The sequence below is a fragment of the Caulobacter sp. DWR3-1-2 genome, assembly GCF_049896225.1.
Classification (GTDB): domain Bacteria; phylum Pseudomonadota; class Alphaproteobacteria; order Caulobacterales; family Caulobacteraceae; genus Caulobacter.
The window spans coordinates 115,794-142,415 of the sequence record NZ_JAFCTW010000010.1 but is presented as its reverse complement, the minus strand read 5'-3'; the positions used below and the strand labels follow the sequence as shown (position 1 = coordinate 142,415).

23 protein-coding genes and 1 pseudogene are annotated in these 26,622 nt (G+C 65.7%); 12 read left to right on the top strand and 12 right to left on the bottom strand.

Features of this window, described 5'->3' with window-relative positions; translation table 11 throughout:
- Nucleotides 1–43: 43 nt before the first annotated feature.
- Nucleotides 44–787, bottom strand: a complete 744-nt coding sequence (gene arsH / locus ACP696_RS14915; protein ID WP_426043977.1) for an arsenical resistance protein ArsH — start codon at nucleotides 785–787, stop codon at nucleotides 44–46.
- A gap of 59 nt (nucleotides 788–846) precedes the next feature.
- Here arsH and ACP696_RS14910 point away from each other — a divergent pair, with 59 nt between their 5' ends.
- The 5 genes from ACP696_RS14910 (at nucleotide 847) to ACP696_RS14890 (ending at nucleotide 4,177) form a co-directional block, all read left to right on the top strand.
- Nucleotides 847–1,218: an ArsR/SmtB family transcription factor gene (locus tag ACP696_RS14910; RefSeq protein ID WP_426029679.1), complete on the top strand. Its 372-nt coding sequence runs from the start codon at nucleotides 847–849 to the stop codon at nucleotides 1,216–1,218.
- The gene (locus ACP696_RS14905) at nucleotides 1,215–1,751 is read left to right on the top strand and encodes an arsenate reductase ArsC (RefSeq protein ID WP_426043976.1); all 537 of its coding nucleotides are present in this window, start codon (nucleotides 1,215–1,217) and stop codon (nucleotides 1,749–1,751) included. The genes ACP696_RS14910 and ACP696_RS14905 overlap by 4 nt, the downstream gene beginning before the upstream one ends.
- A 27-nt stretch (nucleotides 1,752–1,778) precedes the next feature.
- Nucleotides 1,779–2,858 carry an ACR3 family arsenite efflux transporter gene (gene arsB, locus ACP696_RS14900; RefSeq protein WP_426011319.1) on the top strand — a complete coding sequence of 360 codons (1,080 nt, stop codon included), beginning with the start codon at nucleotides 1,779–1,781 and terminating at the stop codon, nucleotides 2,856–2,858.
- Nucleotides 2,859–2,861: 3 nt separating this feature from the next.
- Nucleotides 2,862–3,293, top strand: coding sequence for an arsenate reductase family protein (locus ACP696_RS14895; RefSeq protein WP_426043975.1), 432 nt, complete (start codon nucleotides 2,862–2,864; stop codon nucleotides 3,291–3,293).
- 272 nt (nucleotides 3,294–3,565) lie between these two features.
- Nucleotides 3,566–4,177 (top strand): substrate-binding domain-containing protein, encoded by a 612-nt coding sequence (locus ACP696_RS14890; RefSeq protein WP_426011321.1) that lies wholly within the window; start codon nucleotides 3,566–3,568, stop codon nucleotides 4,175–4,177.
- Nucleotides 4,178–4,506: 329 nt separating this feature from the next.
- On the opposite strand, the gene ACP696_RS14885 is transcribed toward ACP696_RS14890, so the two are convergent.
- From ACP696_RS14885 to ACP696_RS14850, 8 genes are all read right to left on the bottom strand, one after another.
- On the bottom strand, nucleotides 4,507–5,586 hold the full coding sequence (locus ACP696_RS14885) for an ArsO family NAD(P)H-dependent flavin-containing monooxygenase (RefSeq protein WP_426043974.1): 1,080 nt from the start codon (nucleotides 5,584–5,586) through the stop codon (nucleotides 4,507–4,509).
- 81 nt (nucleotides 5,587–5,667) lie between these two features.
- The gene (locus tag ACP696_RS14880) at nucleotides 5,668–6,189 is read right to left on the bottom strand and encodes a pyridoxamine 5'-phosphate oxidase family protein (RefSeq protein ID WP_426043973.1); all 522 of its coding nucleotides are present in this window, start codon (nucleotides 6,187–6,189) and stop codon (nucleotides 5,668–5,670) included.
- A gap of 35 nt (nucleotides 6,190–6,224) precedes the next feature.
- On the bottom strand, nucleotides 6,225–8,762 hold the full coding sequence (locus tag ACP696_RS14875) for a cation-translocating P-type ATPase (RefSeq protein WP_426011826.1): 2,538 nt from the start codon (nucleotides 8,760–8,762) through the stop codon (nucleotides 6,225–6,227).
- Nucleotides 8,763–8,793: 31 nt separating this feature from the next.
- The gene (locus ACP696_RS14870; RefSeq protein WP_426011324.1) at nucleotides 8,794–9,642 is read right to left on the bottom strand and encodes a universal stress protein; all 849 of its coding nucleotides are present in this window, start codon (nucleotides 9,640–9,642) and stop codon (nucleotides 8,794–8,796) included.
- A 100-nt stretch (nucleotides 9,643–9,742) separates the two neighbouring features.
- Complete coding sequence (locus ACP696_RS14865; protein WP_426011325.1) at nucleotides 9,743–12,049, bottom strand: glycoside hydrolase family 65 protein; 2,307 nt, start codon at nucleotides 12,047–12,049, stop codon at nucleotides 9,743–9,745.
- A complete protein-coding gene (locus ACP696_RS14860; RefSeq protein ID WP_426011326.1) occupies nucleotides 12,046–12,825 on the bottom strand; it encodes an HAD family hydrolase in 780 nt (259 codons plus the stop codon). Before ACP696_RS14860 ends, ACP696_RS14865 begins: the two co-directional genes overlap by 4 nt.
- 8 nt (nucleotides 12,826–12,833) lie before the next feature.
- Nucleotides 12,834–13,496 (bottom strand): cyclic nucleotide-binding domain-containing protein, encoded by a 663-nt coding sequence (locus tag ACP696_RS14855; RefSeq protein WP_426011327.1) that lies wholly within the window; start codon nucleotides 13,494–13,496, stop codon nucleotides 12,834–12,836.
- A gap of 197 nt (nucleotides 13,497–13,693) precedes the next feature.
- Nucleotides 13,694–14,275, bottom strand: coding sequence for an NAD(P)H-dependent oxidoreductase (locus ACP696_RS14850; RefSeq protein WP_426011328.1), 582 nt, complete (start codon nucleotides 14,273–14,275; stop codon nucleotides 13,694–13,696).
- A 99-nt stretch (nucleotides 14,276–14,374) separates the two neighbouring features.
- On the opposite strand from ACP696_RS14850, the gene ACP696_RS14845 reads away from it, so the two are divergent.
- Nucleotides 14,375–14,698 (top strand): hypothetical protein, encoded by a 324-nt coding sequence (locus ACP696_RS14845; protein ID WP_426011848.1) that lies wholly within the window; start codon nucleotides 14,375–14,377, stop codon nucleotides 14,696–14,698.
- A gap of 164 nt (nucleotides 14,699–14,862) precedes the next feature.
- On the opposite strand, the pseudogene ACP696_RS14840 reads toward ACP696_RS14845, so the two are convergent.
- Both ACP696_RS14840 and ACP696_RS14835 read right to left on the bottom strand, forming a co-directional pair.
- Nucleotides 14,863–15,000 (bottom strand): annotated as a pseudogene (locus ACP696_RS14840) (hypothetical protein); the annotation flags it as partial.
- A gap of 229 nt (nucleotides 15,001–15,229) precedes the next feature.
- On the bottom strand, nucleotides 15,230–17,407 hold the full coding sequence (locus tag ACP696_RS14835; RefSeq protein WP_426011329.1) for an acetate--CoA ligase family protein: 2,178 nt from the start codon (nucleotides 17,405–17,407) through the stop codon (nucleotides 15,230–15,232).
- Between the two features lie 208 nt (nucleotides 17,408–17,615).
- Between ACP696_RS14835 and ACP696_RS14830 the strand changes: the two genes are divergently transcribed.
- From ACP696_RS14830 to ACP696_RS14805, 6 genes are all read left to right on the top strand, one after another.
- Nucleotides 17,616–19,499, top strand: coding sequence for a PAS domain-containing sensor histidine kinase (locus ACP696_RS14830; protein ID WP_426043972.1), 1,884 nt, complete (start codon nucleotides 17,616–17,618; stop codon nucleotides 19,497–19,499).
- Nucleotides 19,489–20,124, top strand: coding sequence for a response regulator transcription factor (locus ACP696_RS14825; RefSeq protein ID WP_426043971.1), 636 nt, complete (start codon nucleotides 19,489–19,491; stop codon nucleotides 20,122–20,124). The genes ACP696_RS14830 and ACP696_RS14825 overlap by 11 nt, the downstream gene beginning before the upstream one ends.
- 74 nt (nucleotides 20,125–20,198) lie before the next feature.
- The gene (locus ACP696_RS14820) at nucleotides 20,199–20,609 is read left to right on the top strand and encodes a response regulator (protein ID WP_426011332.1); all 411 of its coding nucleotides are present in this window, start codon (nucleotides 20,199–20,201) and stop codon (nucleotides 20,607–20,609) included.
- Between the two features lie 99 nt (nucleotides 20,610–20,708).
- The gene (gene adhP / locus ACP696_RS14815; RefSeq protein ID WP_426043970.1) at nucleotides 20,709–21,743 is read left to right on the top strand and encodes an alcohol dehydrogenase AdhP; all 1,035 of its coding nucleotides are present in this window, start codon (nucleotides 20,709–20,711) and stop codon (nucleotides 21,741–21,743) included.
- On the top strand, nucleotides 21,743–22,153 hold the full coding sequence (locus ACP696_RS14810) for a c-type cytochrome (RefSeq protein ID WP_426011334.1): 411 nt from the start codon (nucleotides 21,743–21,745) through the stop codon (nucleotides 22,151–22,153). Before adhP ends, ACP696_RS14810 begins: the two co-directional genes overlap by 1 nt.
- Nucleotides 22,154–22,225: 72 nt before the next feature.
- Complete coding sequence (locus ACP696_RS14805) at nucleotides 22,226–24,550, top strand: heavy metal translocating P-type ATPase (RefSeq protein WP_426043969.1); 2,325 nt, start codon at nucleotides 22,226–22,228, stop codon at nucleotides 24,548–24,550.
- Between the two features lie 364 nt (nucleotides 24,551–24,914).
- Here the strand turns inward: ACP696_RS14805 and ACP696_RS14800 are convergent, their stop codons facing one another.
- A complete protein-coding gene (locus tag ACP696_RS14800; RefSeq protein ID WP_426043968.1) occupies nucleotides 24,915–26,462 on the bottom strand; it encodes a DHA2 family efflux MFS transporter permease subunit in 1,548 nt (515 codons plus the stop codon).
- Between the last annotated feature and the right edge of the window lie 160 nt (nucleotides 26,463–26,622).

Sequence of the window (26,622 nt, the reverse complement as noted above, 5' to 3'; positions counted from 1 at the left end):
ATTGGTGACGGCGTTTAACGAAACGTACAGTAGGAAAAGTGGGTCAAAATAGCCGCTTGGCTGAACCGTTGATGATTGAATGGGAATGACGGGGCGTCGTTTCTAGGCTGATCCGGCCGCTGGCTTTGCGTTCGCTGTAGCGATCAACCAGGTAGTCGGCACGGTCTCGGGTCAGCAGCGTGAATTTCACCAGCTCCTCCATCACGTCGACGACGCGATCGTAATAGGCGGAAGGCTTCATGCGGTCGTTATCGTCGAATTCCTTGTAGGCCATCGCGACCGACGACTGGTTGGGGATGGTGATCATCCGCATCCAGCGACCCAGCAGGCGCAGGGTGTTGACCGCGTTGAACGACTGTGAGCCCCCGCTGACTTGCATGACGGCCAGGGTGCGGCCCTGGGTCGGCCTCACGCTGCCGATCTCCAGCGGGATCCAATCGATCTGGGCTTTCATGATCCCGCTGATGGCGCCGTGGCGTTCCGGGCTGCACCAGACCTGGCCCTCGGACCATAGCGACAGCGCCCGAAGCTCCTGGACCTTGGGATGGTCCGGACCCGTCGCGTCGGGGAGCGGCAGGTCGCGCGGATCGAAGATCCTGGTCTCGCACCCCAGCAGTTGCAGAATGCGCGCCGCCTCCTCGACCAGCAGCCGGCTGAACGAGCGTTCGCGGAGTGACCCATAGAGCAGCAGGATCCGAGGCGCATGAGCCGCGGGCGCCTTTGGCTCAAGCTGGCCCTGCATTGGCGCGGTGAGAAATTGCGACTGGAGCGCGGGCAGGTCGGTCATGATTTCCAAATTCCTCGAACTGTCTTGGCTTCGTCACACGTTTCCATTAAATTAGAAATATGGAATCTAAGGTCGCCGTCGCAAGTCTCTCCGCACTCGGCCACGAAGGCCGGTTGGCGATCTTCCGTCTGCTCGTCAAGGCTGGCGACCTGGGCGTTTCGGCCGGCGAGATCGCGCGCCAGCTTTCGATGATCCCCAACTCCCTGTCGGCCAATCTCAATGTTCTGAGCCATGCCGGACTGATCGTGTCTCGCCGCGATGGCCGCTCGATCATCTATTCGGCCGCCTACGGCGCGATGACCGGCCTGCTGGGCTTCCTGATGGAAGACTGCTGCGGCGGCAATCCCGAGATTTGCGCGCCCCTGAACGAAATCGTCGCCCGGGCCGCCGAGTGCGATGGGACCTGCCTTGTCGAATTGGAGACAGCATGACCGCCACCCAAGCTGACGTGAAGCACGTCCTGTTTCTCTGCACCCACAATTCGGCGCGATCGGTTCTGGCCGAGTCGATCATGAACCGGGTCGGAGCTGGGCGTTTCAAGGCCTATTCGGCCGGATCGATGCCCAGCGGCACGATCAATCCCTACGCCATCAACCTGCTCAAGCACCTCAACTACAAAACCGACACCCTGCGCTCCAAGGCCTGGGATGAGTTCGCCAAGGCGGGCAACCCCGACGCGCCGGATCTCGATTTCGTGTTCACCGTTTGCGACAACGCCGCCGGGGAGGTTTGCCCGATTTGGCCCGGCCAGCCGATGAGCGCCCACTGGGGCATTCCTGATCCGTCAGCGGCCGTCGGAACCGAGGCTGAGATCGCCTTGGCCTTTGCTGAAGCCTATCGCCAACTTAACAGCCGCATCACCCTGTTCTGCGCGCTGCCGATGGCGTCGATCGACAAGATGTCGCTGCAAAAGCGGCTCGACGAAATCGGCAAGTCCAGGGCGCCCGACGAGCCTGCCGCCTAACGCTCTTCCTCCGACCAAGGCTGCTTCATGTCTATTTTCGAACGCTACCTCACCGTTTGGGTGGGGCTGTGCATCATCGTGGGCGTCGCCCTTGGCCACTTCTTCGCGCCGGTCTTCCACGGGATCGCCGCGCTTGAGGTCGCCCAGGTCAACCTGCCGATGGCCGGCCTGATCTGGCTGATGATCATCCCCATGCTGATCAAGGTCGATTTCGCCGCCCTGGGCGAGGTCAAGAACCACTGGCGCGGGATCGGCGTGACCCTGTTTATCAACTGGGTGGTCAAGCCGTTCGGCATGGCGGCGCTGGGCTGGGTGTTCATCGCCCATGTCTTCCGCCCCTACCTCCCGGCCGACCAGATCAACAGCTATATGGCCGGCCTGATCCTGCTGGCGGCGGCTCCTTGCACGGCCATGGTGTTCGTCTGGAGCAATCTGACCGACGGCGAGCCCCACTTCACGCTCAGCCAGGTGGCGCTCAATGACACCATCATGGTCGTGGCCTTCGCGCCCATCGTCGGCCTGCTCCTGGGCCTGTCAGCGATCACGGTGCCGTGGTCGACCCTGACCCTGTCGGTCGGGCTCTACATCCTCGTGCCGGTGATCGCCGCTCAATTGATCCGGAAGGCGCTGCTGTCGTCCGGCGGTCAGGCCGCGCTGGACGCCTTGATGTCCAATCTGCAGCCGCTGTCGATGATCGCCTTGCTGGCGACGCTGGTCCTGCTGTTTGGCTTCCAGGGCGACCAGATCCTCAAGCAGCCACTAATCATCGCCATCCTTGCCGTGCCGATCCTGATCCAAGTCTATTTCAACTCTGGCCTGGCCTACATTCTCAACCGCCTGACTGGCGAAGCCCACTGCGTCGCGGGCCCGTCGGCCCTGATCGGCGCCAGCAACTTCTTCGAGCTGGCCGTGGCCGCCGCGATCTCGATCTTTGGTTTCCAGTCCGGGGCTGCGCTAGCCACTGTGGTCGGGGTGCTGATCGAGGTCCCGGTTATGCTGTCAATCGTCGCGATCGTGAACGCCAGCAAGCCTTGGTACGAGCGCGGCGCCGCAGTTCGCAAGCTCTCGCTAGGCCGTAAACCCCTTTCTTCCTCTTCGCACCGGTGACCCATGAGCGACGCTGACTTTCCTGTGGTGATCTTTCACAATCGCGCTTGTGGTACGTCTCGCAACGTCGTCGAGATGGTCCGCTCCGCCGGCTACGAGCCCAAGATCGTAGAATATCTGCAAGCCGGCTGGACCCACGATCAACTGCGCGCTCTGGCCCGTGAAGCCGGCCTGACCTTTCGCCAGTTGATGCGCGAAAAGGGCACGCCAGCCGCCGAACTTGGCTTGCTGGGGGACGGCGTCAGCGAGGATGCGATCCTCGACGCCATGGTCACAACGCCAGTTCTCGTTAATCGCCCGCTGGTGGTCACGTCCAAGGGCGTGAAGCTGTGTCGGCCGTCCGAAGTCGTCTTCGATCTGCTCGATCGCAAGCCCGACAGCTTCACCAAGGAAGACGGTGAAGTCGTTTCCCTGACCGCCAACCCCCAAGACTGATCAGGAACATCCCGATGAAAACCTTGCTATGCGTCGCCGCCGCCGTAGCCCTTCTGATCGGCGCCTCGACCGCCTAGGCCGTCCGGGACACGGTTTGGGCGGTGGGATCCTCGACCGTCTATCCGCTCTCCATCACCGTGGCAGAAGCCTTCCACAAGAAGACCGGCAAGAAGCCGCCGCGCATCGAGAGCCTGGGCGCCGGCGGCGGCTTCTAGCGCTTTTGCGCCGGGACCGGCGACAAATTCCCTGACATCGCCAGCGCCTCGCGCCCGATGACCAAAGCCGAGTTCGCCGCCTGTCAGGCGGCCGGGGTGAAAGGCATCGTCGAACTGAAGATCGGCCTGGACGGCATCGTGGTCGCCACCGACGACAAGTCGCCCGACTACGCCTTCAAGCTTGAACACCTATACTTGGCACTTTCCGCCAACGTGCTGCGCGGCGGCGACCTCGTGAAAAACCCCTACAAGCAATGGAACGAGGTCGGCGCCGAACTGCCGGCCAGCAAGATCATCGTCTATGGTCCGCCCGCCAGCTCGGGTACTCGCGACGCCTGGGTGGACCTGGCCATCGAGCCGGGGGCCCGCAAGTTTCCGACCAACGAGGCGCCGCGCGCTCAGGATCCGGCGGCCTTCAAGGCCAAGGTCGATCCGATGCTGTCGGACGGCGGCTGGGTCGACGCCGGCGAGAACGACGAGGATATCGTCGGCCTGATCGAAAAGATCCCCGGCACGCTGGGGGGCTATTCGTTCCTTGACGAGCACAAGCGGCAACTGAAGGCCGCTTCCATCAATGGCGTCAAACCCACCCCGCAAACCATCATCGACGGGTTCTACCCCTGTCTCGCCCGCTCTACATCTACGTCAAGAAGGCTAATGTCGGCGTGACGGCGTGCCTGCGTGCCTGCGGGAATTCGTGGCCGGGTTCGTCTCCGACGCCGCCATCGGGCGTGGAGGGTATCTGCAAGGCCACGGCTTGGCGCCGCAGCCGCGGCCCAGCAACAGGCCGCCAAGACGACCGCGATCAAGCTGACGCCGATGGCGGCTTCGTCCAAATAGCATCGCCATCGGCATCGGCATCGGCATCGGCATTGGCTGGCGTCGCGGACGGCTCGACGCCCGCGACGCCAGGCTGGGGCAACCGGACAATGACCAGCAAGGGGCTACGCCCGCTGTCGGATCTGGAGCGGGAAAGCCTCGCCTGGGTCAATCGCCTACTATCTGGCGCTTTCACCCTTGAGAACGCCGAAGACCTCCTGCGCAGTCTGCCGCGCGCCGCGCATGACGCCCACCAGTGTCGCCGAAGCAAAGCCCGTCCATTCGCCATAACCGACCAGCCAGAGCCTTGGCTCGAGAACCGACCGCGTACCTTGGACGTCGATCTTGCCTTCCGTGTTGACGACTCCCAGCGAGTTCAAGTGTTTCAGAGCCGGCCGAAACCCGGTGCACCAAATTACCGCATCAACCGTACTCTCGCTCCCATCCTCCCAAAGGACGCCGGTCGCGACGAACCTGGTGAATGGGCGCACGGCATGGAGCACGCCACGACCGCGCGCTGCTTGAACCGCCGGGACCATCACGATGTCGCCCAGGCCACCAGGTGGCGGACCTTCCGGCCCTGTCCCTCCCTGAGCCTTCCAACGTTGGGTGGCGCGCTCAAATAGAACCCGCCCGTCGACATCGTCAGGCAGAAAGCTTGGAGGTTGCTGTGTCACCCAGGCCGTCCCGGCCACTTGCGAAGCCTCGGCTAGGATTTGGGCTCCGCTATTGCCGCCGCCGACGACCAGAACGGCTTGGCCGGCGAATGGCTCGGGGCCTTGATAATGGGCCGAATGGACCTGACGGCCCCGGAATTGGTCACGGCCTTGGTAGTCGGGGATATGGGGCGCACGCCAGGTGCCGGTGGTGCTGATCACGGCGCCGGCGCGCCAGGTCCCCTTGTCTGTCGCCACCTCCATGCCGTCAGAATTCGCGGTCACGTTCAGGACCTCGACCGGACGTTCGATTCGCAAGCCGTACCGAGCCTCGTAGCGACTCAGATAATCGATGACCTCCTCGCGGCTGGGATAGGCGTCCCCGGTGGGCGCCATCGGCCAGCCCGGGAGTGAACTCCATTGCCCCGGGGAAAAGAGACGCAAGGAGGGCCAAGCGTGACGCCATGCGCCGCCAGCCGCCGGTTCGCCGTCGAGAATGACGAAGGACAGGTTGGTGCGGCGAAGAAAGTAAGCCGTCGCCAAGGCTGATTGGCCACCGCCGATGATCGCGACATCGCGGGTCCGAGTTTCATTGGCGACCATCTCATCACCTCCGGGCAGCTTCGATCGAGAGCACTATCGCTGCTGGGGCGAGGCCCTCGACGCGTTCGGCGGCTTAAAAGCTCATTGAGGACCCTCTGTCCGCTGGATCGTCCAACGCTCGACGACGGTGAGGACCTCGCGATGGCCCGGTGGGGTCGCATAGTCCACCAGGGTGATGATTTGAGGTTGGGCTTCCAGCAGAACGACGCTGTTGGCGCCAGGGTGCGGTGTGAACCCGGACTCGGGTGGTAGGGCCTGGATCGTCTTGTTCAGGCGTTCGATCAGTTCGAAGTCGCGAACTTCGGTGGCATGGGCGGACATCGACAGGCTGTAGGGACCCGCCGCGCCGCCGCCGATGGCGATCGACACCCGCGGGTCTCGGGTAATGTTGGCGAACTTCTGGCTGCCGGTGGCGACCACGAAATAGAGCGCGTGCTCGCGCCGGAAATAGTTCACCAGCGTGACCTGGGGCCAACCGTCGGGCCGGTTCGTCGCCAGGGCCATCAGATGGCGACTGTCGAGGACAGAGAGGATGCGCGCCTGAAGGTTGGCTTCATCGGCGCTCTGCGGGATCTGACTTGGAGGCGGGGGCGTAAGGGGCATTGCTGTCTTCCTTTTCTAGCGGCTGAGATGGGTCATCAAGTTGAGCGGCTTGGCAGGCGCGCGCCCAGGGTTCGGACCAAGCCAAACCAGCCGCCACTGGCGAACCCGACCAGCAGGGCGCTGGCCAACAGGCCCGGTGAGGGCGGCGCGACCTTGAAGATGGCGTCCAGGGTCGGCACAGCGAAGATCAGGGCCAGGAAGCCCGCTGCGGCCGAGGTGATCAGCCAGTAGATCTTGCGATGCGGCGCGAACAGACGCCCCCCTGACGACGAGGCGTCGGCCAAGGCCAGCGTGAGGTTGCCGGCGACAAGCGTCAGGAAGGCCGCGCCTCTGGCCTGCTCCTCCCCTTGATGGCCGAGCGACCAGAGATAGACACCCAACACCCCGGCCAGGACGCCGGCGCCCTGCAACATGGCCAGGCCAAGTTGCCTGGGGCCAAATAGCGGCTCATCACGCGGTCTGGGCGGCTGCTTCATCGCGCCGGCGCCGCCCGGTTCGGCCTCGAACACCATGGCGCAGACCGGATCGATGACCAGTTCCAGAAACACGACGTGCATGGGGTAGAGCAGGGGCGGCAGACCCATGACGATCGGGATCAGCGCCACCCCGGCGATGGGAACGTGGATGGCGGTGATATAGACCAGCGCCTTGCGCAGGTTGGCGAAGATCCGTCGGCCCAATCGGACGCCACCGACGATCGAGGCGAAGCTGTCGTCGAGAATGACGAGGTCGGCGGCCTCGCGGGCCACATCGGTGCCCCTCTGACCCATGGCGATGCCGATATGCGCCGCTTCGAGGGCCGGCGCGTCATTGACGCCGTCGCCGGTCATGGCGACGACCTGGCCGCCGGCCTTGAGAGCCTGGACGATGCGAAGCTTCTGCTCGGGCATGATGCGGGCGAAGACCTGGGTCCGGCCAAGGCGCTCCGCCAGGGCGGCGTCGTCCAGGGCGGCGATCTCGTCGCCGAGCAAGACGCCGCCAGAGACATCCAGGCCCGCCGCCTTGGCGATGGCCAGGGCGGTGGCGGGATGATCGCCGGTGATCATCAGCACGGAGATCCCGGCTTCTCGCGCCTCTCTCAGGGCCGCGGGCACGTCTGGACGGACGGGATCGAGGAAACCGACAAGCCCAGCAAATGCGAACGGCGCCTCCACGGGGTCATCCGGGAAGGGGGTCTTCGTCTGGCAGGAGGCCACGCCCAGGACGCGCAGACCCTGGACGGCGAACTCTTCGACAAGGGAAGTCAAGCGCTCGGCCTGGTCATCGGGCAAGCGGCAAAGCCTGAAGATCGCCTCGGGCGCGCCCTTGGCGGCGGCCTGCCACTCACCTCCGGGCGCTGACCAGACCTGGATCATGGCCATCATTTCGGGGCGAAGCGGCCAGGTCCTGGCGGGCTCACTCGCGGTAACGGGCGAGACCGTGTCGCCTGGCGTCAGGAGCGCTCGAACGGCCTTGTCCATTGGATCGACCGGGCGAACGGCGCAGGCCAGTCCGGCGATCTCCAGCAGTTGCTCCGCGCCGCCGCCAGGCGCTGTATCCGGTTCGACGAGGCAGTCGCCGTCTTCCGTCCACAGGCGCGCGACCCGCATCTTGTTTTGGGTGAGGGTGCCGGTCTTGTCGACGCAGAGAAAGGAGGCGCCGCCCAGCGCCTCGATCGCGGCGCTACGACGGACCAGCACCTTTTGCCTGGCCAGCCGCCCGGCGCCCAGCGCCAGGAAGACGGCCAGCACCATCGGGAATTCCTCGGGGATCAGGGCGATGGCGACAGTGATCCCGGCCAGCATGCCCCCGACCCAGTCCTGGCGCAGCAGACCGTAGGCAAGGGTGACGAGGCCGCAAAAGGCGATGGCCGCCAGGCCAAGCAGCGTGACCAGGCGTCCGGCCGTTTTTTGCAGCGGCGTAGGCTCATGGACGATGGCCGCCAGCGACACCCCGATCTTGCCCAGCGCCGTTCTGGGACCGGTCTTGCCGATCCGGGCCACGGCCTGGCCGCGAACCACCAAGGTGCCGGAGAACAGATAGGGTCCCGTCTCGGCGCCGGGCTGGGTGTCGGCATCGGCCGTTTCACCGTCCGTCAACGGACGTTTTGAAACCGGTGCGGACTCGCCCGTCAACGCGGACTCGTCGACGCTCAGGACGTCGCCGGCCACCAGCGCGCCGTCGGCGGGCAGGCGCTCGCCTTCGCCAACCAACACGATGTCGCCGGGGACCAGGTCACGCGCGGCCAGGCGCGCTTCTACCCCATCGCGGATTACCCGGGCGTGCGGTTGCGAGAGATCACGCAGCGCCGAAAGGGCGCGCTCGCTACGGGCTTCCTGCAGGACCACCAAGCCGATGGTGGCTAAGGCCCCGGCCATCAGGAATAAGCCCTCGCCCAGGTCTCCGAGCACCAGATAGAGGCCGGCGGCGCCGATCAGCAGCAGGAACATCGGCTCACGCAGGGTGTCGAGGATGATCCGCGCCAGCCCTCGGGCCGAGGCTTGCGGCAGGGCGTTGGGACCAAATTCGGACAGGCGCTGGGCGACCTCGGTCTTGGTCAGTCCCCTCAGGACGTCGCGTGCCATAGTGCAGATCCGATCCGCCGGCGCTCGCCGGTCTTAGAGGTCAGTGCGACAGAAGGACGGGGCAGCCTGGACGCGCCAGCATGTGCTGGGTGGCGCCGCCCAGCAGGAATTCCTGGGTGCGGGAATGGCCGTAGGCGCCCATGACCAGCAGGTTCGGCGCCGTCCCATCGAGATATCGGTCAAAGGCCGGTCCGATCGCTTCGCCGCCGGCATCCACCTCGTCCAGCGTGGTGTTGACCCCATGAGCAGCCAGATGACGCTGCGCCTGGGCGCCGGTCGTCGATAGGACGCCAGGCTTCTCGTTCAAGACGGTCAGGATCCGCACATGCTTGGCGCGGATCAGGATCGGCAGCGCGTCCGCCAGGGCTCGGGCGGCGTTGCGGCTGCCGTCCCAGGCGACCACAACCTCCTTTGGGCCTTGGGTCAGCGCCGCCGCCGTACCCGGTCGGAAGGTCAGAATCGGTCGTCCGGACTCGAAGATCACACTTTGCGCGGTGTCGAGCTGACCGTTGGGGCCATCGACCAATGGCAACAGGCAAAGATCATAGGTCCTGGCGACCTTGGCGACCTTGCCGGCGACATCATAGTGATTTGCTTTGGCGGAGATGGCGTCCTTGTAGACCCCCGCGTCCCTCGCCCGGCCGATAAAATGCCCCAACACGTCCTGACAGGCTTGGCTGCTGCGCGACTCCTCGGCGGCGGCCATGGCGCTCAGCCCGATCAGGTAGTCGGCCAGGCGATTGCTATGAACGGCGATCTCGATCTCGAAGGCCAGGCCGGTGACCTTGTCGCCAAGGCTGGCGGCCAACAGGACGGCTTCCTCGATCACGGCCTCCGGCGTGGGCGTCGGATAGGTGTCGATATGCATCAACAGGTCACGGAAGGCCATCTCGACAACTCCGGATTTTGGTGGGATCAAAGGTGTCATCGGGCGGCGCGCGTGCCCGTCGGCCGATATCGACGACAGCGGAACGTTGGGGGAGAGCAGGTCACGGGGCTTGCCTAGGATCAGAGGCCAAGGGAGTGAGCTCGGCGATGACCGGTCGCCCAAGGCCAAGGTCATAACGTTCACCCTCGACCCAGAGCACCATCGCCCCGCCGGATTCCAGGGTCGCCTCCAGCCGACACGTCCTGCGGTCGATCTTGATCCTGACTTGGCGACCGCGCCATTGGACGGGGAAGGTCAGGCCGAGCCAGGCGTCGGGCAGTCGCGGTTCCAATGACAGGCCGTCGTCGCGCAGGCCCAGGCCCGCCAACCCGAGCACGGCGATCATCCAGACCCCGCCCTGGGCGGCGGTGTGGATGCCGCCGGCGATAGCCACATGGGTGTCGCCCAGATCTATGGCGGACGACTGCAGCAAATAGGACAACGCCTTGTCGAGCTGTCCCAGGCGAGCGGCGACCAAGCCATGCAAGGCCCGACTAAGCGAACTGCCGTGACCGCATCGCGCCTCGTAATAGGCGAAGTTTGCGCGTGTGGCTTGCGGCGTGAACTCGTCCGGTAACAGCGCCAGCAGGGCTACCACGTCGGCCTGTTTGATCACCTGGGACCGGGCGGTGCGATCGCGACCCAGCACGGTATCCATCGGCACGGACCGCCCGGCATAGGCGGCCAGGTCGATGTCTTCCAGATCGAGAAAGCCCTTGAACTGTGCGGTCAGGCCCGTCGCCAGGTCCTCGCCCGTAGCCATCGTTTCGGCGACACGGGACCAGTCGCTCATCTCGACCCGCGTCAAGCCAAGCCGACCCGAGAGCGCCGTCCACGCCGCTGGCCACCGCGCGGAGAAACAGGCCGCGACCTCCAGGGCCCGGCGGATGTTCCAGCGTGCCATGAGGTTGGTGTAGGCGTTGTCATCAACGCCTACGTGATACTCGTCAGGCCCGATCACGCGCCGGATGTGATGCACACCGTCTGTGTCCGGAGCGGCGCGGCTGGCCCAGAAGCGTGCAGTCTCCAGTAGAATCTCCGCGCCCGCTTCGCGCAGGAACGCCTCATCGTCGGTCGTCCGCCAATATTGCCAGACCGCATAGGCGACGTCGGCGCTGATGTGCTGTTCCTGCTCGCCGGTGAGGATATCGAGGACCTGACGATCGGGACCGACCCACTGGTCTGGGGTCGTTTCCGCGCCGGTGTCGGCTGACTCCCAGGCATATAGGGCCCCGCGCCAGCCCATGGCCGCCGCCTTGGCGCGCGCGCCTTCCAGGGTGTGGAAGCGGTACATCAACAAAGCCCTCGCCGCGCTTGGCCAGGTGAAGGTGTAGAAGGGCAGCAGGAATATCTCGGTGTCCCAGAAGGTATGACCCAGATAGTCCTCTCCGGTCAGGGCCCGCGCGCCGATAGACACGTGCTCGTCCTCCGGGTCGGCCGCGCCGTTCAGGTGATGCAGGGCGAACCGCAGGGCCTGCTGAGCGGCCGGGTCGCCGTCAATTTGCACGTCGCTTGATGTCCAGCGCTCGGCCCAGGCGGCGGCATGGTCCGCGATCAAGCCCGCAAAGCCGCGCCGGACGGCTCGGGCCAGGACCGACGGGGCCGCCTTGACAACATCGACGTCAAAGTCGGCGGCGTCCGTGCGGACAAAAGCAACGATGCGCTCGAAATCGATCTGCTGCCCCGGACTGGCCTTCCACGTCCAGCGCCGATGGAAGGGACTCAAGACTTCGCCCGCCAGCGTTTCGCCATCGATCAACACGGACGCCGTCGAGGCGATCGCCAGTCGCTTTGCCGAGCGCCGCGTGCGCCAAACGCCCCGGTCCCGCTCCTGGCATTCGGGGATGAGCCCCAGATCGAGGCCCTCGAAGTCGGCCTCCAGCGTCAGGTCACTCTCGCCGTCATCGACGCGGAGACGCAGCCCCTGAAGCCCGATCTGTCTTTGGCTCAGCGACACCAGGCGCAGCGACCGCACACCCAGGCGCAAGCCCCTAGCCTCGACGGAGTGGCAATCGCTCGATACAAGGCCGCGCCTCATGTCGAGCGTCATGCTGTGCTCGGAGATCGCCTCGGGATCGTGGGCGAGGAGTCCCGCAGCGGTCGCGAGCCGAACCCGTAGCCAATCGGGACCGGGCGCCAGGGCCGAAACCGACCCTTGCGCCGAGGCGGTGTCGAACAGGCCCGCGACATAGGTGCGGCTTGGCGCGACCCGGCCTCCGCCGCGATTCAGGGCCGGAGCGCCCCTGACACCCAGAAAGCCATTGCTGATCGCCAAGCGTGTCTCGCGGCTGCTCTGGCGCAGCGGGTCGCAGCCCGCCTCCGTCCATAACCAAGTGGGATCGGCTGTCGGCGCGAACGGGTCGGTCATCGCTCAACGTCCGTTCCCGCCAGGCGAAGGCCAAGTCGGCCCTGCTTAAGGCTGCGCAGGCTTATTTCATCGAGGCTGGAGACCACCAGATCGGCTCCGGCCGCGCGCAGCGGCGCCGCATCGTCCAATCGCGCGACGCCCAGCGCGGTCATGCCCGCGGCCCGCGCCGCCATGATCCCGGACGTCGCGTCCTCGATGACCAGACAACGATGGGGGTCAATGCCGAGTTCCGCTGCGGCCAGGCTGAAAATCTCGGGGTCCGGCTTTCCCCGGGCCAGGTCACGGCCACAAATCTCGGCGGCAAAAAAGTCAGCGAGGCGGCGGCCGCCCGTCAAGGTGATCACCCGCAACATGGCGCTCGCGTTCTTGGAGGCCGAGGCGACCGCCATGGGAAAGCCAAGGCTCGCCAAAGCCGCCACCAATCTTAGGGCGTCAGGAAAGGCGCGCACGCCGCCCTTTGCGATCAGGGCTTCGAGGCGGGTCTGCTTGGCTTTGGCATAGGCGCCCGCCTGGATTTCCCAGTTGGCCACCCCCAAGGCCTCAAGCGCGGCCCGCGCCCCATCCTGGCGCGACTTTCCAGCGACCTTGGCTTGATAGAGCCCCGTCGTGAATTGCGCCGAATCGCCGAATCCGGTCAGCGCCTCACGCCAGGCCCGCTCGTGAGGCGACGCCAGCAGCACACCATCTACGTCGAAAATGACGGCGGCCAGCGTGCTGGGTTCGCGCTGGGCGATGGGGCCGGGGGCAAGTCCCTGGACTTCAGGCGGGGGAACCATAAGGTCCTTCAGGCCGCCGCCAGGCAGGCCTGCCGGGTGTGTTGCAAGACCCGAAAGCGGCGGGCTCCGTCGAACACCACCAAACCTTCGGCCTGAATCTGGGTGACCATCCGCGACACGGTTTCGATCGTCAGGCCCAGATAATCGGCAATGTCCTGGCGGCTCATGGACAACTGGGTCCATGCGCCACGCGCTGGAGCGCCTATCTCGAACAGGAAACCCGACACGCGCTCGAAAGCGCTCTTGCGGGTGAGAAGCATCATGTGGTCTTCGGCGCGCTGAAGTTCGAGCCCCGTGGCTAGCCAACTCATACGCTCAACGCGGACCCCGTCTTCGCCATGGTATTTGAGCGCCGAGCGCTCGATGACGAGCACCTTCGCCGCATCCAAGGCTTCGGCCGAGGATCGGTGCTGGCCTCCGATCTCAAGGCCAAAGAAGTCGCCTGGGAAGTAGAAGCCGCCCACTTGCCGGCGGCCGTCTTCCAGCAGGCGGGTCCGGCGCACCGAACCCACCAGAACCCGGTAGAGCAGATCGGCGTCTTCCTCCTGAGCATAGATCTCCTCGCCCGCCTCGAAGCGCAGATGCGCGCCGATGGCCTCGAAAGAATCTTGCGGGGCGCATCCGGCGATCGAGATCGGCGCGCGATCAGGCGTGAGGGTGCAGAAGGTCATCCGGCGTCTCCAGGAACGCCATCATGGATATGGCGTCGCGGGGAGCGGTGACATTGGTGACAATACTTAGAGCGCCGCCGCCGCTAGAGCATTTTTCGAGCGAAGTGGTTCCGGTTCGCGTGAAGAAAAATGCGTCAAAACAGAAGATTAGAGCTCACGGCCTGACGAAGTCAGGTCGGGAAATGCTCTAGCGCCGGTTAGACGGCCAAGACCGAAGCGCGAACCCGCTGGAGAAGATCGTCGGCGGCGTCCTGGCGCATGGGGGCGACGATGCCGCCCAGGTGCTCATGTCCCAGGACCCGAAGGCCCGTCACCGCCGCCAAATGTAGATCGAACACGCTCATCAGGGCATTGAGGGCGCCGGTGGAGTCGATCCAATGTTCCGGCGCGCCAGAGGTCGAGAAGGTCATCAGGGTCTTGCCGACTAGAAGGGGATCGCCGCCGTGGGATCCAGGCTGGTAGCCAAAACCCATGCTGAACACCCGATCGATATAGCCCTTGAGAATGGCTGGCGGCGCGTTGAACCAGAAGGGGTAGACGAACACGAAATGCTCGACGTCAGCCAGGAGAGCACGTTCGGCGATGATGTCGGGCGCCATGGTCCAGCCTTGCGGCGTCGGGAGCTCGCCGGTCTTGAGGCGAGGATCGAAGTCCATCGCATAAAGATCCCGCAGCACCACCTCCGCGCCCGACGCCTCGATCGTCTCAACACAGGTGCGGCTGACCGCGGCGCAGAAGCTTGACGGCTTGGGGTGGGCGAGGATGACGGCGGTCTTCATGACGACTTCCTAGGAGGTGGACGGGCTGCTGGCGCCATCGCTAGCGGCAATTGGGCGCCTCGCCTTGATCCGGATCATGCGCCTTCGAGATCGGATGGCATGCACCTAAGGGAAATTGCGGATGTCGGCGGCGATCAGGGTGAACGACAACGAGCCGTGCCGCTGCGGGAGATCTCCATGCTCAGTTCACAATCGGACTTTGAGTTCGCCGAAAGTTCTCATCGCGAAACGATTCACGACCTGCGCAATCTTTTCACGGTCATCGTCTCCGCGCGACGTCTGCTGGGCAGGGACCGCACCTCCCAGCGGGGTGAGGATCTGTTGGCCGCCATTGAAGACGCGGCCTTTCGCGGAAGCCAGCTGACGACGAACCTCTTGGCGAGGGACGGGCAGGAGGCGGCTCCGCTCACGCGCGCGGAATAGCGCGGAGCCCTTCCCGGCTCAGCCGCCTGGCATGAGCGAGGCGGGCAGGGTGAGCCTGCGCTCCACGATGCGCAGCGCCGGCTCGTCGGGCAGGCGCGGACCGTGAAGCCCATCTCGCATTCCAGGCGGATCGCCCGATCACTGTCAGCGCTCTCGATCGATTCCACGACCTTCGCGCCCCGGGCGCGCGTGTAATGCAGGACATGGTCGAGCAGGGTCCAGCCCAGACCCTTGCTCTTCGGGTCCGAGCGCACCGAAAGGACGACCTCGGCGCGCTCCGGATCGGCTCCGGTGGCGAGCATCGCCGTAGCGATCACCGTCTGCCCGTCCTCAGCAAAGGCCAGGAAGGTGATCGTGCGGCAATAGTCCACCTGGGTCATCATCGCCAGGCGGCCACCATCGGCGGCGCTCAGGCTGCTGAGGAACCGGAGCGCAGGTCCTCGGGCGTCAGATCGGCGAAGAACGTGGTGATCGCCGGCTCGTCGTCGGGGCGAACCGGGCGAACGTGGAGGGCCAGGCCAGAGCGGGTCTTCAGATCGGCTGCGCAGTCAATGGCGCCGGCGCGATGACCATGCGTGTGCCTTGGCTGGCGTGCGCCGTTATGACGATCCGGGCGTCGAGCGCCAGGACGCCTTGGGCGTCGACCAGCAGGGGGTTGATGTCGAGCTCCAGGATATCGGGCAGGTCGACGGCGATCGCCGACAGCGCCTCCAGCACGGCGATCACGCCCGACACATCGGCGGGCAGCTCATCGCGATAGCCCGCCAGGAGCCGCGATATACGGGTCCGGTCGATCATGGCGCGCGCCAGGGCGTCATCGAGTGGCGGCAGGCCGAGCGCCTTGTCGTTCAGGACCTCGACGGCCTTGCCGCCAGCCCCGACCATGATCACGGGGCCGAAGGTGGCGTCGTCGGCGATCCCGACGATCATCTCGTGGCTTCCCGCGCGGACGACCATGGTTTCGACGGCGAAGCCCTTGATGTCGAACTCCGGATGCTCCCAGCCGATCCGCTCCGCCATGGCCCGTGCCGCCGCGACGGCCTCGTCGGCGTCGGCGAGGTCTAGAACCACGCCGCCGACGTCCGACTTGTGACTGATCCGTGGGGAGATGATCTTGACGGCGTAGGGCGCTTTGAGCCCTTCACAGGCCTGGCCGACATCGTCGGCGGTGGCGGCGAACCGGGTCGGGACCACGGGAACCCCGTAGGCTGCGAGCAGCGCCTTGGCCTCGATCTCGCTGAGCAGGGTGCGGCCTTCGACACGCGCCGAAGCGATCAGCGCCTGGGCCGCAGCCTGGTCGCCGACCCCCTCGACACGACCGGTCGGGGCGTCCGTCAAGCTCGCGCGGGCGCGTTGCGCGGCGACGAGGTAGCCGAACCCGCGGATCGCGGCGTCCGGCGTGTCGAACAGCGGGATCCTGGCCGCCGCGAAGATCGGGCCGACGGCCTCTCGATTGGTGTCGCCCAACCAGCAGGCCAGGATCGGCTTGAGCGATCGGCGCGCCGGCGCCTGCGTAAGGCCGGCGATCAGGTCCCTGGCGATTTCGTCAGGGGAGGAGAGGGCGGTCGGGCAGTTGATCACCAGGACCGCATCGACCCCGGCGTCCTCAAGCACGATATCGAGCGCCGCGCGATAGCGGCCGGCATGGGCGTCGCCCATTACATCAATCGGATGGCCATGCGACCAGCCTTCGGGAAGCGCGAGGTCGAGTTTTGAAAGCGTCTCCGGAGACAGATTGGCCAGTCTCGCGCCGGTGGAGGTCATAGCGTCGAGCGCCAGGATGCCCGCCCCACCGCCGTTGGTGACGATCGCCAGGCGGGAACCGGGAAGCGCCGATCGCGACGACAGGGCCGTGGCGGCGTCGAGCAGGCCGCTCAGCGTCTCGACCATGACAATGCCCGCGCGCTCGAACGCGACGGCATGGACGTCGTAAGCCCCGGCCAAGGCGCCGGTATGGGAAAGCGCCGCCTTGCCGGCGGCCGCGGTTCGTCCTGCCTTCAAGGCGATCACCGGCTTGATTCGCGTCGCCGCTCGCGCCGCCGACATGAACTTGGCGGTGTTGGTCACGCCCTCGACGTACATCAGGATGGCGTCGGTGTGCGGGTCGGCGGCGAACAGGTCGAGGAGGTCGCCCAAGTCCGCCTCGGCCATGTCTCCCACCGAAACGATCCCCGAAAAGCCGATATCCCGCGTCGAGGCCCAATCGACGATGCCGCTGATCAGGGCCCCGCTCTGGGAGATCAAGGCCAGGCGTCCGGGCGCGGCCGCGCCGCGCGCGAAGGAGGCGTTGAGCCGCGCCGGCGGAACCAGGAGGCCCAGGCCGTTTGGGCCGATGATCCGCAAGCCCGACGGCTTGGCCGCCGCCAGCATCGCTGCGCGCAATCCATTGGCGTGAGTGATTCCGGAAGAAATCACGACCGCCACCTTCACGCCCCGCGCGCCAAGTTGAGCGATGACCTCAGGCACGGCAGGTCCTGGCGTGATCACCACGGCCAGATCGGGAACCGAGGCAAGACCCGCGATACTGGCCGACCACAGGGCGCCGGCAACTTTCACCCGACGTGGATTGACGATGTGAACGGCGCCGGCAAAGCCCCCCACCATCAAGTTGGAAACCACAACCTGTCCCACCCCGCCTGGACGGTCCGACCCGCCGACAACGACCACGGAGTCCGGTGACAGCAGCTTGGAAAGGTTGTGCAGGGACATGGCGACCTCGGGCGGCGCACGCGGCGCGTGAAAGCCCAGGGACTTGGCTCAGGCGAGCGCGGTCCGGCTATCCGTAGAGTCCCTCAATCAACCGGCGAGGCCGGTTGTCGTTTGCGCCACGCTCACCAGACGGGCATGGTTGATATCTGGTGCGCGGTCCGGGGCGTCCTGTCCGCGTCGCGCTCCAGCGATGCCTGGCGGAGGGCCCATGCCAGACATCCGTCGCAGAGCCCAGATCCTTGCGCAGGGCTACGGCGCCACGTTCGTTACGGTCCTGCTCGCGGCTCTGGTCGGTTGGGTTTTGCAAACCTGGTTCGGGCTTCGCTCGTCCTACCTCCTGTTCATGGTTCCGGTCGTCGCCGCCGCGGCGTTGGGCGGGGTCGGCGCCGGGGTATGCGCCGCTGTCCTGGGGTTGCTTGCGAGCTTGCTCATCAGTGGCGGCCTGTCGCCGCAAGGAGAAAGGTTGATCGAACCGATCAGCTTCGTGATCGCCGCCAGTGGCGTGATCTTTATCGGAAGCCGGATCGGGGGCTTCCGGCGGCGTGCCATCGCCAGCGAGCTGGGCGCCGAACACCGCGCCCAGGAAGCCGCCCGCGTGGCTCGCGAGCTCAATTTGCTAATCGACGGCGCAACGGAATACGCGATCTACATGCTCGATCCGCAAGGTCGCGTGATGATCTGGAACGCGGGCGCCGAGCGTCTAAAGGGGTGGGAGGAGGGCGAGGCCTTGGGCCTCGATCTGTCGACTTTTTATCCGGAGGACGCCCGGCAGGCCGGAAAGCCTCAAGCCGATCTGGCGCGCGCTCGGGCGCAAGGTAAGTTCGAGGAGGAAGATTGGCGGCTGCGCAAGGATGGGTCGGAGTTCCTGGCTCATGTCTCGATCACCGCGCTACTTGACGAGACCGGAGTCCTCCAGGGGTTCGCCAAAGTCCTGCGTGATATCACCGACCAGCGGGCCAGCGAGCAATCCTTGAGCGCGGGCGCCAACCATCTGCGGTCCATCCTCGCGACCGTCCCGGACGCCATGATCGTCATCGACCAGAGTGGATCCATCCTGTCGTTCAGCGCCGCGGCGGAGCGTCTGTTTGGCAGTCCGGAAGCGCAGATGCTGGGCCTTAACATCCGATGTCTCATGCCGCAGCCGGATCGCGAGCGACATGACGGCTACCTCGAACGCTACGTCACGACCGGCGAGCGTCGCATCATCGGTATCGGTCGGGTGGTGGTCGGCATGCGGCGGGACGGATCCACCTTTCCCATGGAGTTGTCGGTCGGTGAGGCGGTCGGGGACGGGCAGAGGGTGTTCACCGGCTTCATCCGCGACCTCACCGAAAAACAGCGTACCCAAGCCCGACTAGAAGAGTTGCAGGCCGAACTCATCCATGTCGCCCGGGTCAGCGGCATGGGAGCCATGGCCTCAACCCTGGCCCACGAACTCAACCAGCCGATCACCGCCGTGACCAACTATGTCGAGGCGGTGCGTGATCTGCTCGCCACGCCTGATCTGAACGATATGCCGATGATCCGCGAAGCTTTGGCCGATGCCGCCGGCCAAGCCCTCCGGGCTGGCCACATCGTGAGACGTCTGCGTGATTTCGTCGCGAGAGGCGAGGTCGACAAGACTGCGGAAAATGTCGAGGCCTTGGTGCGCGAAGCCGCGGCCTTGGGCCTGATGGGCGCGCGAGAGAGTGGCGTGGCCTTGGAGTTTTCCCTCGATCCGGCGATTGGCGCCGTCCTGGTGGATAAGGTGCAGATCCAGCAGGTACTGATCAATCTGGCGCGCAACGCCGCGGAAGCGATGGCGGATCGTCCCGATCGGCGACTGTGGCTGTCTAGTCGCCCGGACGGTGAGAACCTGGTGCGGATCACCGTCGCTGATAATGGACCTGGCGTCGCGCCGGCTGCCGCCGACGGACTGTTCACCGCCTTTGTCAGTACCAAGAGCGATGGCATGGGCCTGGGGCTGTCGATCTGTCGCACCATCGTCGAGGCCAATGGCGGCCGCATCTGGTTCGAGGCGCGTCCTGGCGGCGGCGCGCAGTTTCACTTCACGCTGGTCAGAGCAGAGCTGGAGCCTGGCGATGGCCGATAGGCGAATGATCCACATCGTCGATGACGACGAGGCAATCCGGCGCTCGGCCGGTTTCATGCTCAAGACATCGGGCTATGCGGTGACGACCTTCGCGTCGGGTGTCGCCTTCCTGAGCGCCGCCAAGACCGTCGAGCCGGGGTGCGTGCTTCTGGACGTCCGCATGCCGGACATGGACGGCCTGGAGGTGCAGCGCCAGTTGGCCGAACGGGGTGTCTCGATGCCGATCGTCGTGCTCACCGGCCATGGCGACGTGTCCATTGCCGTGCGGGCGATCAAGGCCGGCGCGGTCGACTTCATCGAAAAGCCGTTCGAGAAGATCGTCTTGTTGAGCGCCATCGTGGCGGCGTTCGAGCGGCTCGACGACGCCAACGGACGCTCGGCCCGCGCCACCGACGCCGCAGTGGCCATCGCGGCCTTGACGGGGCGCGAGCAGGACGTCCTCGGAGGCCTGGCTCAGGGCCTGCCCAACAAGACCATCGCCTTCGATCTTGGCATCTCGCCCAGGACGGTCGAGGTGCATCGCGCCAATCTGATGACCAAGCTGCAGGTCAACAGTCTGTCCGAAGCCCTGCGGATCGCTTTCGCAGCGGGGCTTCAGGATGGGCAGCCTAGGACCAATACGTAACGACGGCCTGGTAATGCCGTGCGACATGGTGCCCAAGCGTCACCTTTGTCAGGCCGCGTCCGACAGGCCCTAAAATGAACCGCGATTTGATCCCGTCCGAGCAAAGTCGCCCCCAGGTGTTGCTGGTCGAGGATGACCACGGGGTCCGACGCTCTCTTCAATTGCTCTTGCGCGGCCGGGGCCTGGATGTCCGCGCCTACGCCTCAGGGGCGGCGCTGCTCGCCGACCCTCGTGCGCTATCGGCCGCCTGTCTGGTGGCCGACTACAAGATGCCGGAGCTGAGCGGGTTCGACGTTCTGAGGGGACTGCTTGATCTGGGTTGGACGGGCCAGGCGCTGCTGATCACCGGTTTTCATACCGCCGAACTCGTGGCGCGCGCTCACCAGGCGGGGTTCAGCGGTGTGGTCGAAAAGCCGCTGGTGGACAGCGTTCTGGTCGAGGCCGTGGAGCGACTGACCCGGGTCCCCCTCGATCCGGCGACCTAAGTAATAGTCCCAAATGCGCTCGCCGCGCCGGGTCGATATCCAAGGTGTGGATACACGCCGACCGGCTCTTGCTTGGTCCTGCGCCTTTGGAGATACGCCATGGACAAGACCATGAAGGCCGCCTCCGTGCGGTCGTTCGGCCAGCCGCTGGTCATCGAGGAGGTGAAGATCCCCAATCCCGGCCGTGGCCAGGTCCTGGTGAAGATCGCCGCCTGCGGGGTTTGTCACACCGACCTTCACGCGGCGCATGGCGATTGGCCGATCAAGCCGTCTCCGCCATTCATCCCCGGTCACGAAGGGGTGGGAACCGTGGTGGCGGTCGGCGAGGGCGTCGAGCACGTTAAGGAAGGCGACAGGGTCGGCGTGCCCTGGCTGTTCTCGGCTTGCGGCCACTGCGTCCATTGCCTGGGTGGCTGGGAAACGCTCTGCGAGGCCCAACAGAACACCGGATATTCGGTGAATGGCGCATTCGCCGAATATGTCGTCGCCGACGCCGACTATCTGGGTCACTTGCCCGACAACATCGGCTTTCTTGAGATCGCGCCGATCCTCTGCGCCGGAGTCACCGTATACAAGGGCCTAAAGGTCACCGACGCCAAGCCGGGCGACTGGGTAGCGATCTCCGGGATCGGCGGCCTGGGCCACATGGCGGTCCAGTACGCCAAGGCCATGGGCTTCAAGGTCGCGGCCGTCGACATCGACGACGACAAGCTGAGCCTGGCCAAGAGCCTCGGCGCGTCTGTCACCGTCAACGCCCGCAACATCGATCCGGGTCCGTTCCTGCAAAAGGAGATCGGCGGCGCCCAGGGCGTCCTGGTCACGGCGGTCTCGCCCACGGCGTTCGCCCAGGCGATGGGTATGGTCCGGCGCGGCGGAACGGTGGCGCTGAACGGCCTGCCCCCCGGCGATTTTCCCCTGTCGATCTTCGACACCGTGCTGCGCGGGATTACCGTACGCGGCTCGATCGTCGGCACCCGCCTGGACCTCCAGGAGGCGCTGGCCTTCGCCGCCGACGGCCGGGTGAAGGCCATCGTTCACGCCGAGGGGCTTTCGAACATCAATAGCATCTTTGATCGTATGAGCCGTGGCGAGATCGAGGGCCGGGTGGTGCTCGATTTCCAGGATAACGCCTGATGAAGACGTTCAATGTCGCGACGCTGGCCACCGGCGTTCTGCTGGCCAGTCTGGTCGGAGCCTGCACGTTGGCCGGGGCCCAACCTCAACGGCCGCCGACCGGGATGTCGGGCGGCCAACGGATCGCGGAACGTAACTGCGGCGGCTGTCACGCGGTGGCGGCGGGCGACAGCAAGCTCGCCGATGCGCCGCCGTTCCGCACGCTGCATGATCGCTATCCGCCTGGCGGCCTCGACGTGATCCTGCAAGAGGGCATGTTGCGTCCCAGCCGCATGCCCGAGGAAGGCTCACCGCCGTCTCACCCGCGCATGCCGATGGCCGATCTCGACGATGACGAGGTCGCTCAGCTCAAAGCCTATCTAAGAAACCTCGATCCGCGCCCGCTGGCCATCCAACCGCCAAGCCGCTGAAGCTCGACGCCGGGCCAAGGCTTGCTGCACCGCTCAAGCAACTGAAGCTAGGTGGAGCGCATTGGAGATTTCATGAATTCGCACCCGATCCCTTCGCCCTCGACCACCGTCAAGGATCCGGTTTGTGGCATGAGCGTCGATCCGGAAACCGCGCGCCACCATGTCGAGGCCCAGGGAGCAACGGTCTATTTCTGTTCAGCCAGGTGCCTGGGCAAGTTTGTCGCCGATCCAGGAGCCTACCAAGCCAAGCCCGAGCCCCCTCGGGCCGCCGCGTCAGGCGGGGCGCTCTACACCTGCCCGATGCACGCGCAAATCCGCCAGGTCGGTCCCGGCGTCTGTCCAATCTGCGGCATGGCTCTGGAGCCCGTGACGGTGACGGTCGACAGCGGCCCCAACCCCGAACTGGCCGACATGACCCGGCGCTTCTGGGTTGGTCTGGCGCTCGCCCTGCCGGTCTTTGTCCTGGAGATGGGCGCCCACGTGATGGGCCATGGCCGATGGGTTCCGGCTCAGATCTCCAGCTGGATCCAGTTCGCCCTCTCGACCCCGGTGGTGCTGTGGGCCGGCTGGCCGTTCTTCACGCGCGGCTGGACATCGTTGGTGACGCGCAAGTTCAACATGTTCACCCTGATCGCCATGGGCGTGGGCGTGGCCTACGGCTACAGCCTGTTTGGCCTGTTCGCGCCCGGACTGTTCCCGCCCGCCATCCGCGACGCCATGGGCGGCGTGCCGGTCTATTTCGAAGCCGCTGCGGTGATCACCGTCCTGGTGCTGTTGGGCCAAGTGCTGGAATTGCGGGCCCGCGAGCGGACGTCGGGCGCGATCAAGGCCTTGCTGGACCTCGCGCCCAAGACCGCTCGGCGGATCAAGGCCGACGGATCGGACGAAGAGGTGACGCTGGACCTGGTGGCTGTGGGCGATCGTCTGCGCGTGCGCCCCGGCGAGAAGGTCCCCGTGGATGGAGAATTGACCGAAGGCCGGGTGTCGATTGACGAGTCGCTGGTCACCGGCGAGTCCATGCCTGTCACCAAGGAAGCGGGAGCCAAGGTGATCGCCGGCTCGATCAACAAGACCGGGTCCTTCGTCATGCGGGCCGAAAAGGTCGGTGCCGAGACCCTGCTGTCGCGCATCGTCCAGATGGTGGCGGAGGCTCAACGCAGCCGCGCTCCAATCCAGCGCATGGCCGACCAGGTCTCGGCATGGTTCGTGCCGGCGGTGATCGGCGCGGCGCTTCTCGCCGCCGTCGTCTGGGCGCTCGTCGGACCCGAGCCGCGTCTGGCCTATGCGCTCGTGGCGGCGGTGTCGGTGATGATCATTGCCTGCCCCTGCGCGCTGGGACTGGCGACGCCGATGTCGATCATGGTCGGGGTCGGCCGCGGCGCCCAGGTCGGCGTCCTGATCAAGAATGCCGAGGCGCTGGAGCGCTTCGAGAAGATCGACACCCTGGTGATCGACAAGACCGGCACCTTGACCGAGGGGCGACCGGCGGTGACGGCGATCAAGCCGGCCGCCGGCTTCGACGAGGTCGAATTGCTGCGCCTCGCCGCCAGTCTGGAGCGCGGCAGCGAGCACCCCCTGGCCGACGCCGTTCTGCGGGCCGCCAAGGATCGCCAGCTGACCCTTTCCGAAGCCTCGGAATTTGACTCGCCCGTCGGCAAGGGGGTCGTCGGTGTGGTCGATGGCAAGCATGTGACCCTGGGCGGCGCCCGCTTGATGGCCGAACAGGGCGTGGATCTTTCGTCGCTGGAGGCCACGGCCGACGCCTTGCGCAAGGATGGCGCGACGACGATCTTCGCGACGGTCGACGGCAAGCTGGCCGGTGTCCTGGGGATCGCCGATCCGATCAAGGCCACGACGGCCGAGGCCATCCGCGCCTTGAAGGCCGACGGTGTGCGGTTGGTGATGATGACGGGCGACAACCGCACGACCGCCCTGGCCGTGGCCGCCAAGCTGGGCATCGACGAGGTCGAGGCCGAGGTGCTGCCGGAAGACAAGGCCAAGGTCGTGCAGAAGCTGCGCGCGCAGGGTCGGTCGGTCGCCATGGCGGGCGATGGCGTCAATGACGCGCCCGCCCTGGCCGCCGCCGAGGTGGGCATCGCCATGGGCGCAGGCGCCGACGTCGCTATCGAGAGCGCTGGGGTGACCCTGCTGCAGGGCGATCTGCAGGGCATCGTCCGGGCCCGGCGGCTATCGCGGGCCGTGATGCGCAATATTCGCCAGAACCTGATCTTCGCCTTCGCTTACAATGTCGCTGGCATTCCGATCGCGGCGGGCGTTCTCTATCCGACCCTCGGATGGCTGCTCTCGCCGGCCGTCGCCGCCCTGGCCATGGCCTTGTCTTCGGTCAGCGTAATCGGCAACGCCCTGCGACTCCGCACAGTGAAGCTCCGGGCATAGCGGGGTTGGGGGCTAATCGTCTCTCGGAGTTGCCGCCGTTGTCCAAATTCCCGGAACACTACGGGTCTTCGCGAGGGCTTATCTCACAGGCCAAGGTGAGCATAGGTTGATGAGCCCAAAACAGCTCCGCCCCTGGCGCACTTCGGATCGGCTTCCGCCCAAATTCGGTCGTGACGGGAGCGGTCGACAGGCTGGTCAGCAACGCCCTGCGGCCGGGTCCCCGCGAAGCCACCCCTCCGTAGTCGGTCTTGACCCTGCCGGTCGTCTTCCAGGCCACGCTCTACTGCGCCGTTTACGGACCCACCGACGCTCGATCGGACTTTGAAGGCCTTAAGCTGTGGCTTATCAGACACTTGGGTCGACGTCAGCCATGGGGCTTAATCGGCTCAGCGCCCCGCGCCACCGGAAGAGCAAGCACGGCCGTGAGCGTCAAAAGGGCTATTAATGCCCACGCTTCGTTGATTGCGCGGACCAGCGCGAGGTGTTGCACCATTGGCGCCAGGATCGCCACGGTGTCCGCGTCGGCGGGTCCTGGTCCGCGGGCGAGGAACAGGTCCAGGGGTATGCCTACGGCCTTTGCGGTTTCGACGTCGCCGGCCTCCAGCCGTCCGGCGATTGCCCGGCCGAGGATCGGCGCTCGGCTGTAGATCACCGTGTCGATCAGCGCCAAGCCAATCGCGCCGCCGAGGTTGCGCATCAGGTTGAAGAGACCACTGGCGTCCGGAACCCGCGACGCTTCCAAGTGCCCCAGAGCCAGACGGGTGGGCGGCAGCAGGCAGAACATGATCGCCACGCCGCGCAACACCTGCGGCCAGAGCATCTGCGAAAAATCGGTGTCGGCGGTCTGGAAAGCGCTGAGGCCAAGGCCAACGGCGAAAAGAAGAAACCCCGCGCCTGATAGCAGCCGCGCATCGACGCGGCGTTCCAGCGCCACGGCGATCGGCGCGGTGATTAGTTGGGCCATACCCGTCACCAACATGATCTTGCCGATTTCGAAGGCGTCATGGCCGCGCACGAAGGCCAGGAAGACAGGCATAAGATAGACCGAACCGAACAGCCCAATACCGAGGACAAAGCTCAAGAGGCAGCCGATGGCGAAGTTGCGATCCTTGAAGGTCCGCAGGCCCACGATGGGATGACCCGCCCTGAGGGTGCGCCGCGTGAAGAACCCAGACGCCACCAGGCTGAAGGTCAGGAGGCTCACCACCAGCGGCGAAAGCCACCCACGCTGCGGCGCCGCCTTGAGCGCCAGCTCCAAGGCCGCCAAGGCCAGCGCCATCAGCACAAGTGACAGGATGTCCAGGCGCCGGGCCTCCCCCGCCACCGGTCGTTCCACCGGCAGCAGCCAGGCAGCCAGCAAGGCGCAGATCAATCCCGGCCCGACATTTACGAGAAAGAGCCACCGCCACGAAAAGGTGTCGGTGACCCAGCCACCGACGATCGGGCCAATCGTGGGAGCCAGGACGGCCAATACGCCGGCGATGGTCGTGGCCACGGCCTGCCGGCGTTCAGGAAAGAGCAGAAATACCGCCGAGAACACCGCCGGGATCAGCGTGCCACCTGAAAATCCCTGTAGCACCCGCCAGGCGACGAGAGGCGCGAAGCCAGTGCTCATGGCGCAGCCCAGAGAGGCCAAACTGAACACGCCGATGGCAAGGACGAAAAGCCAGCGCATGGTCAGCAGGCGCGTCAGAAACCCGGTCAGTGGAATCGCGATCACTTCGGCGATCAGATAGGCCGTCTGGATCCAACTCATCTGGTCGGGCGCGATCGCCAGGGCCTGCTGAATGGTCGGCATCGAGGTAGCGACGATCTGGATGTCCAGGATCGCCATGAACATGCCGAGGCACATGATGGCGAAGCCGGCCCAGACCCTGGCCGGCACGCGGTCGTGTTCGAAGATATGGGGCAAGGCGAGCGTCCCGCAGCCGTGCCGGCCCCCCGGCGAGGCCGTGACGCGACGCTTGGCAAATGCGTTGGCGATGGATGACGTTCCGTCGTCCGGCGGCCAATACCACATGGGCGGAACCTTGAGCGCCGTCGACTGGTTAAGCTGATGACCACAAACCGAC